The organism is Caloramator proteoclasticus DSM 10124 (genome assembly GCF_900129265.1).
GTDB lineage: Bacteria > Bacillota > Clostridia > Clostridiales > Caloramatoraceae > Thermobrachium > Thermobrachium proteoclasticum.
Map to the genome: position 1 here is coordinate 23847 of NZ_FQVG01000032.1, position 7987 is coordinate 31833.

The following is a 7987-nucleotide window of genomic DNA, read 5'->3' on the forward strand; positions in this document are numbered from 1 at the left end:
GGGGGGCTTAAGTTGAAGAATTCATTTCTAAAAAGTGCAAGTGATTGGATACTTATTATATTAGCTTTTTTTGTAGCAGTAACTTATTTTGGCAATCCAACGACAAAAAAGGAGCAGTTCACATATACAAAGCTTGATACTGCCATAAGTGAAGGAAAGGTTAAAAAGATTATAGTTGACGTAGATACAGGCGAAGCATCAGGTGAACTTTTAGATAAGACACAATTTAAGGTTAATATAAACTCAGCTGAAAAATTACAAGAAAAGGTTGATGAGTATAATAAAACTCATTCTACAAAAATAGATTTGGAATTTATACCTCCAACTAAATTTCCAGTTTGGGTATCAGCAATACCAAATATATTAATGCTTATTATGCTTGGTGTTGTATGGTTTATATTTATTCAACAATCACAGGGAGGCGGCGGCAAAGGAGTAATGAACTTTGGAAAAAGCCGAGCAAAGCTTGTTAATAATGATAAGAAGAAGGTAACATTTAATGATGTTGCGGGAGCTGACGAAGAAAAGCAGGAACTTGAAGAAGTGGTTGATTTCTTAAAACAGCCAAGAAAATATATAGAGCTTGGTGCAAGAATTCCAAAGGGTGTGTTACTAGTAGGTCCTCCAGGAACAGGTAAAACACTTCTTGCAAAGGCAGTTGCAGGTGAAGCAGGAGTACCTTTCTTTAGTATAAGTGGTTCAGACTTTGTTGAAATGTTTGTTGGTGTTGGTGCATCAAGAGTAAGAGACCTATTTGATACTGCAAAGAAAAATGCTCCTTGCATAGTGTTTATAGATGAAATTGATGCTGTTGGTAGACAAAGAGGTGCAGGTCTTGGTGGTGGACACGATGAAAGAGAACAAACTCTAAATCAACTCCTTGTTGAAATGGATGGGTTTGGAACAAATGAAGGAATAATTGTAATTGCAGCAACAAATAGACCAGATATATTAGACCCAGCATTACTTAGACCTGGTAGATTTGATAGACAAATAGTTGTAAATGCTCCAGATGTAAAGGGTAGAGAAGAAATATTAAAGGTTCACGCAAGAAATAAGCCTCTTGATGAAAATGTAGATTTAAAGATAATAGCAAAGAGAACTCCAGGTTTTTCTGGTGCAGACCTTGAGAACTTGATGAATGAAGCGGCGTTATTAACAGTTAGAAAAAATAAAAAGTTAATTGGAATGGAAGAATTAGAAGAGGCTATAACAAGAGTTATCGCAGGACCAGAAAAAAAGAGCAGAGTAATGAGCGAAAAGGAAAGAAGACTTACGGCTTATCACGAAGCAGGTCACGCTGTAGTTATGAAGCTTTTACCAAATGCAGCACCTGTTCATCAAATAAGTATAATACCAAGAGGAAGAGCAGGAGGATATACACTTGCACTTCCAGAAGAGGATAAACACTATGCTTCAAAGACAGAATTAATAGAAGAAATTGTTGGATTACTTGGTGGAAGGGTTGCAGAAAAGCTTGTTTTAAATGATATAAGCACAGGTGCAAAAAATGATATTGAAAGAGCAACAAACATAGCAAGAAAGATGGTAACAGAATATGGAATGAGCGATGTTTTAGGTCCTATTGAATTTGGTTCAGGACACGAAGAGGTATTCTTAGGACGTGACTTTGCAAAATCAAGAAACTACAGTGAAGAAGTTGCAGCTTTAATTGATAAAGAAATTAAGAATATAATTCACGAAGCATACGAAAGAGCAGAAAATTTATTAAAGGAAAATATGAATAAGCTTCATAAAGTTGCTGAAGCACTACTTGAAAAAGAAAAACTTGAAGCTGATGAATTTGAATCAATTTTTAATGAAGCATAGGGGTGACTAAGGTGAAGGAGATTAAGGTTGGAAAGAAACATATAGTTGAAAGAATATCTGAATCTAAGGATTCTGCTATAAACTATGCAAGTGGAGGGGTGGATGTTTATTCTACTCCTGCTATGGTAGGGCTAATGGAGTGTGCAGCAAAGGAATGCTTAGATGAGTTTTTAGAGGAAGGTTATTCAACTGTTGGAATAAGTTTAAATATTAAGCATCTTGCTGCAACACCTATTGGTATGAAGGTTAGAGCAGAGGCTGAGATTGTTGCTGTAGAAGGTAAAAAGATTGTATTTAAAGTAGAAGCCTTTGATGAGGTTGAAAAAATCGGGGAAGGAACACACGAGAGATTTATAGTAGATATGAATAAGTTTTTAAATAAAGTAAATAGTAAATTAAAAAAGGAAGAGTAACTTTTACTCTTCCTTTTTTAATTATCCTTAGATACATAGTATGATTTAAAATTTTAAAAAATATGAAATTTTTATTGCAAAATATATTAAAATTTGAATAACAATGTGGTAAAATAAATAATAAATATATAATAGGGAGGGGAATGAGTTGAACTTAGGAGATAGGCTGCTTTTAGGAATAAATACTACAATTACAGCAATGCTAATAGTTTTTGTAGTTTTAATATTCCTTGGCTATGTGATTAAGATTATTTCACTATTTGTAGAAAAAATGAATTTAAACAGTCATAAAAGTGATGAGGTGGATAATAAGAGTGAGGCACCTGTTCTAAAGGATGAATTTATTGCAACACAAACAACAGGTAGTGTATGTGGAGAACTTAAGTTAGAAGCAGAACTAAATGATGAGGAAGCAGCAGCTATTTTAGCTGTAATAGCACACGAGTTAAGAAGGCCTTTAAATGAAGTCAAAATTAAAAGTATAAAATTAATAAATAGATGATGGGAGGATTTGTATGAAAAAGTATATAGTAACTATAAATGGTAAGAAATTCGAGGTTGAGGTTGAAGAAGTGTCAAAAAAGGAGCAAACAAGTGTGATAGAAGCAAAAAAGGAGACTGCTGTTTCATCCCACGACAAAGATGTAAAGGCACCAATGCCAGGTACAATTTTGGATGTTAAAGTAAAAGTTGGAGACAAGTTTAAAAAGGGAGATGTGCTTTTTATATTAGAGGCAATGAAGATGGAGAATGAAATAATGGCAGGAGAAGATGGAGTTATAACTGAAGTTTTAGTTAGCAAGGGAAATAGTGTATCTACTGATGAGATACTTGCAAAATATAAATAGTAGGGGGAAGTTATATGTTCTTGGATATGATGTTAAATGCATTTAAGGATATAATTAAGACATCTGGTTTTTTATATATGACGTGGGGTCAGTTTATAATGATTTTGGTTTCTTTGGTTTTAATCTATTTGGCAATTGTAAAACAATTTGAACCTTTATTATTACTTCCGATATCCTTTGGTATGCTTTTGGCAAACTTGCCTATAACAGGTATAATGGATGCACCAAAGGATGGACATATGGGTGGACTTCTTTGGTACCTTTATCAAGGAGTTGAAAAGGAAATTTATCCACCACTAATATTTTTAGGTGTTGGAGCTATGACGGATTTTGGACCACTTATTGCAAATCCGTCCAGCATAATACTTGGTGCGGCTGCTCAATTTGGTGTGTTTATGGCCTTTTTAGTAGCACTTTTATTAGGGTTTACTCCAGAGGAGGCGGCATCAATTGGTATTATTGGAGGAGCCGATGGCCCTACATCAATTTATTTAGCCTCTAAGCTTGCACCTCATAGATTGAGTGCTATTGCGGTTGCCTCATATTCATATATGGCACTTGTTCCTCTGATTCAACCACCTATAATGAAGTTGCTTACAACTAAAGAGGAAAGAATGGTAAAGATGGATCAGCTAAGAAAGGTTTCAAAGGCTGAGAAAATTATATTCCCAATAGTTGTTACTATATTGGTATCGCTTCTTTTACCGTCTGTTGCACCATTAATTGGAATGCTTATGCTTGGTAACCTATTTAGAGAAAGTGGAGTAGTAAATAGACTGTCCGATACGGCTCAAAATGCTATGATTAACATAATTACAATATTTTTAGGTGTTACAGTTGGGGCTACTGCAAATGCAAAGAGCTTTTTAAACTTTGAAACAATTGCAATCACTGCATTAGGACTTGTAGCCTTCTCCTTTAGTACAGCAGGTGGAGTTTTGCTTGGTAAGCTTATGTATAAAGTAACTAAGGGAAAGGTAAATCCACTTATAGGTTCTGCAGGAGTTTCAGCTGTTCCTATGGCAGCAAGGGTGTCTCAGGTTGTTGGACAAAAAGAGAATCCATCAAATTTTCTTCTAATGCACGCTATGGGGCCTAATGTTGCAGGAGTTATAGGTACTGCTGTTGCAGCAGGTGTACTTCTCACTCTATTTGGAAGATAAGAGGTCTAAGGACCTCTTATTTTTGTTGAATTTTATAAAATAAGTTGCTACAATGTAAATGATGTGTTAAATATGAGTAAGGAGTGCGTAAATATGTTATTAGTTTTTGATGTAGGTAATACTAATATAGTATTAGGTGTTTATCAAGACAAAAAGCTTGTTATCGATTGGAGAATAGCAACTACCACACAAAGAACTGCTGATGAATATGGGATTGTTGTGATAAATCTATTTGAAAAGGCTGGGTTAGACTATAAAGATATAGACGCAGTAGTTGTTTCTTCTGTTGTTCCAAATATTATGTATTCTTTAGAACATATGATAAGAAAATACTTTAAAGTAGAACCACTTGTAGTTGGACCAGGAATAAAAACAGGTATAAACATAAAATATGATAATCCAAAGGAAGTTGGAGCAGATAGAATAGTAAATGCTGTTGCTGCTCACGATATATATAAAAGACCTTTAATAATAGTTGACTTTGGAACTGCAACAACATTCTGTGCTGTTGGCAAAAATGGAGATTATTATGGTGGTGCAATAACACCAGGAATAAAGATTGCAAGCGATGCACTCTTTGAAAGAGCAGCTAAACTCCCAAGAATAGAACTTATTAAACCTCCTACAGTTATATGTAAAAATACTGTACAAAGTATGCAGTCAGGTATTATATATGGATATGCTGGACTTGTAGACAATATTGTTACAAAGATGAAGGAGGAGATGAGGGAGCTAAAGGAGGAAACACCTTATGTAGTTGCAACGGGAGGGCTTGCGAAATTAATTGCAACTGAAAGTAAAACAATCGATGAGATAAATCCATATCTAACATTAGAGGGATTGAGAATAATATACGAAAAGAACAGGTGATTATATGAACATAGGAAATTTTGTTCCAGAAAACAATGTTTTTTTAGCACCAATGGCTGGAGTGACAGATAAGGCATTTAGAGTTCTATGCAAAGAATATGGTGCTGGACTTGTTTATACAGAGATGGTAAGTTCAAAGGGTTTATATTATGGAAGTCAAAGAACAGAGTTTATGTTAGACATTGATAGCAGGGAAGCACCAGCAGTTGTTCAGATATTTGGTTCAGACGCTGATATAATGGGGTTTATGGCAGAAAAAATAAGTGAAAAAGAAGAAGTAGCATTTATAGATATAAATATGGGATGTCCTGCACCTAAGATAGTGAAGAATAAAGAGGGTTCGTACCTTATGAAGGAACCAGAACTTGCTAAGAGGATTGTAAAAAAAGTTGTTGAAAAATCTAAAAAACCCGTCACTGTTAAAATACGAAAAGGTTGGGATGAAAACAGTGTAAATGCAGTGGAATTTGCTAAAATGCTTGAGGATTGTGGAGTTAGTGCTATTGCTATACACGGAAGAACAAGAAGCCAAATGTATGAGGGAAAGGCAGATTGGGATATAATAAAAAAAGTTAAAGAGAGTGTTAACATACCGGTTATAGGCAATGGAGACGTGGTGACTTGTCAAGATGCAAAAAGATTATTAGAGCATACAAACTGTGATGCTATAATGATTGGACGTGGGGCATTAGGCAATCCGTGGATATTTAAAAAGGTTGTTACCTATCTTAAGGAGGGTATAATTTTAGATGATCCAAATCCTCAAGAAAAGATTGAACTTGCAATAAGACATCTTGAGATGATGTATGAGTTTAAAGGACAACGTGGTGTAATAGAGATGAGAAAACACATTGCTTGGTATTTAAAGGGTTTAAAGAATGCGACGGTAATTAGGGATATGGTTAATAGGATTGAAGCTAAAGAGGAGATTATTAAGCTTCTTGAGAGTTACAAGGGGACTATATAAATTATAGTCCTTTTTTATATTGAAATGTAATGTTAAAAGGTATAAAATGTAATTGAGCACAAATTGTGCACCAGGAGGTATGATATGGATTTTGTAAGAATAGGTGATAAAACAATTAGTGTTTCAAGAATAAATAAAAAAATTGAAGAAATAATAGAACTTAGGGGGAAAGGGTACTCTCAACAGGAGGTTGCAAAAATACTTGATGTTGATAGAAGTTTTATATCAAGGCTTGAGAGCATTGGAGAAGTTCGTAAGGGAGGAGATATAGCCGTTATTGGCTTCCCTATAAAAAACAAAGAAGAAATTTCAGAGGTTTTAAAGGCTTTTAATGTTGAGTACATACTTCTTATGAATGAAGAGGAAAGGCAGAATTTTATAAAAAAACAGGGTGGTAAAGAACTTCTTGAAAGTGTACTTAAGATAATATCAGATGTTAGAAAATATAAACATTGTATTATTATTGGTTCTAATGTTAGAACAAAAATCCTATCAAAGTTATTAGATAGTCACGTATATACAATAGAAATTGGTGATTCACCCTTAAAAAATGATATATATGTTGAGCCGCAAAAGGTTTTAGACATTATAAAAACAATAATAGAATAGGGGGATATTTATGAAAAAAGTTGTTTCTGTAAGTTTGGGAGCATCTTCAAGAAATCATACAGCTGAGGTTGAGCTTCTTGGTGAAAAATTTATAGTTCAAAGAATAGGAACTGATGGGGATAAACAAAAGGCTATAGAACTTATAAGTGAATTAGACGGTGAAGTTGATGCCTTTGGTATGGGGGGAATAGATTTATATTTATATAATGCAAGCAAAAGGTATGTAATTAAAGATGCAATACCTATGATGGAGGCTGCAAAAAAAACTCCAATTGTTGATGGCTCAGGCCTAAAAAATACTTTAGAGAGAAGGGTAATAAAATACATAAATGAAAATGTTTTTTCGCTAAAAGATAAAAAGGTACTTATGGTTAGTGCTACTGATAGATTTGGTATGGCAGATGCACTTCATAAATACGGTGCAGATATAACCTTTGGAGATGTGATTTTTGCACTTAATATACCTATACCTATAAGAAGCTATAGAGTTTTCCAAACAGCAGCAGACATTATTCTTCCTATTGCTTGTAGAATGCCCTTTGAAAAATTGTACCCAACAGGAAAAGAACAGGAAGTTAATGTTGAAAAATTTGAAAAGTACTTCAACGAAGCTGAAATAATAGCTGGAGATTTTCTGTTCATTAAAAAATATATGCCTAAGGATTTAAGAGAAAAGGTTATTATAACTAATACTGTTACAAAGGAAGATGTGGAAGAATTAAGGAAAAGAGGAGCATATATGTTGATTACGACAACACCTGAATTTAAAGGAAGATCCTTTGGTACAAATGTTTTAGAGGCAGTATTGGTTACATTGATAAATAAACCTCAGAATGAAATAACAAGTGATGATTATAACTTAATGCTTGATAAATTAGGTTTTAAACCAAGGGTTGTAGTTTTAAAACAAGATGTAGCTAAGCAGGAAATAGCAGAATAAATTATGAAAATTTTGAATTTGAGACATAATGCCTAACAGAAGTTTCGCAGATTAAAAAATAAATAGGGCGTAGCCCCTTGATATGTAATGGTTTAGATGAATAATAATTGAAATATGTAAATTCCGATTTTTACTGGAAAAAATTTAGGGTTTAAAAATGAAAACATCCTTTCTATAATGAATTTTGCTACAAACCCAATAGAAAGGATGTTTTGAGATGAACAAGCGTTATTTAAAACAAATGCTCACCTACTTCTCTAAGGTATACCATCTTGGAGAAAAAATCAAGGGGTTAAAAGATGGAAGAATAAATCCTCAAATTGAAACTTCAACTATTTCATTTATAG

The 7987-nt window shown here is 33.8% G+C and carries 9 protein-coding genes; all 9 read left to right on the top strand.

Annotated elements, in window-relative coordinates; genetic code table 11:
* Positions 1-12: 12 nt before the first annotated feature.
* The 9 genes from ftsH to BUB63_RS08365 all read left to right on the top strand — a co-directional run bounded on the left by ftsH (position 13) and on the right by BUB63_RS08365 (position 7640).
* Positions 13-1830 carry an ATP-dependent zinc metalloprotease FtsH gene (gene ftsH / locus BUB63_RS08325; protein ID WP_073249028.1) on the top strand — a complete coding sequence of 606 codons (1818 nt, stop codon included), beginning with the start codon at positions 13-15 and terminating at the stop codon, positions 1828-1830.
* An 11-nt stretch (positions 1831-1841) separates the two neighbouring features.
* A complete protein-coding gene (locus BUB63_RS08330) occupies positions 1842-2243 on the top strand; it encodes a thioesterase family protein (RefSeq protein WP_073249030.1) in 402 nt (133 codons plus the stop codon).
* Positions 2244-2391: 148 nt separating this feature from the next.
* Positions 2392-2745, top strand: a complete 354-nt coding sequence (locus BUB63_RS08335) for an OadG family protein (protein ID WP_084106653.1) — start codon at positions 2392-2394, stop codon at positions 2743-2745.
* 13 nt (positions 2746-2758) lie between these two features.
* On the top strand, positions 2759-3091 hold the full coding sequence (locus tag BUB63_RS08340) for a biotin/lipoyl-containing protein (protein WP_027309050.1): 333 nt from the start codon (positions 2759-2761) through the stop codon (positions 3089-3091).
* Positions 3092-3105: 14 nt separating this feature from the next.
* Complete coding sequence (locus tag BUB63_RS08345) at positions 3106-4254, top strand: sodium ion-translocating decarboxylase subunit beta (RefSeq protein ID WP_073249032.1); 1149 nt, start codon at positions 3106-3108, stop codon at positions 4252-4254.
* A 93-nt stretch (positions 4255-4347) separates the two neighbouring features.
* On the top strand, positions 4348-5124 hold the full coding sequence (locus BUB63_RS08350) for a type III pantothenate kinase (protein ID WP_027309048.1): 777 nt from the start codon (positions 4348-4350) through the stop codon (positions 5122-5124).
* A 4-nt stretch (positions 5125-5128) separates the two neighbouring features.
* Positions 5129-6091: a tRNA dihydrouridine synthase DusB gene (dusB, locus tag BUB63_RS08355; RefSeq protein WP_073249034.1), complete on the top strand. Its 963-nt coding sequence runs from the start codon at positions 5129-5131 to the stop codon at positions 6089-6091.
* Positions 6092-6175: 84 nt separating this feature from the next.
* Positions 6176-6700: a transcriptional regulator gene (locus tag BUB63_RS08360; protein ID WP_027309046.1), complete on the top strand. Its 525-nt coding sequence runs from the start codon at positions 6176-6178 to the stop codon at positions 6698-6700.
* 10 nt (positions 6701-6710) lie between these two features.
* Complete coding sequence (locus BUB63_RS08365; protein ID WP_073249036.1) at positions 6711-7640, top strand: quinate 5-dehydrogenase; 930 nt, start codon at positions 6711-6713, stop codon at positions 7638-7640.
* The last annotated feature ends 347 nt before the right edge of the window (positions 7641-7987 follow it).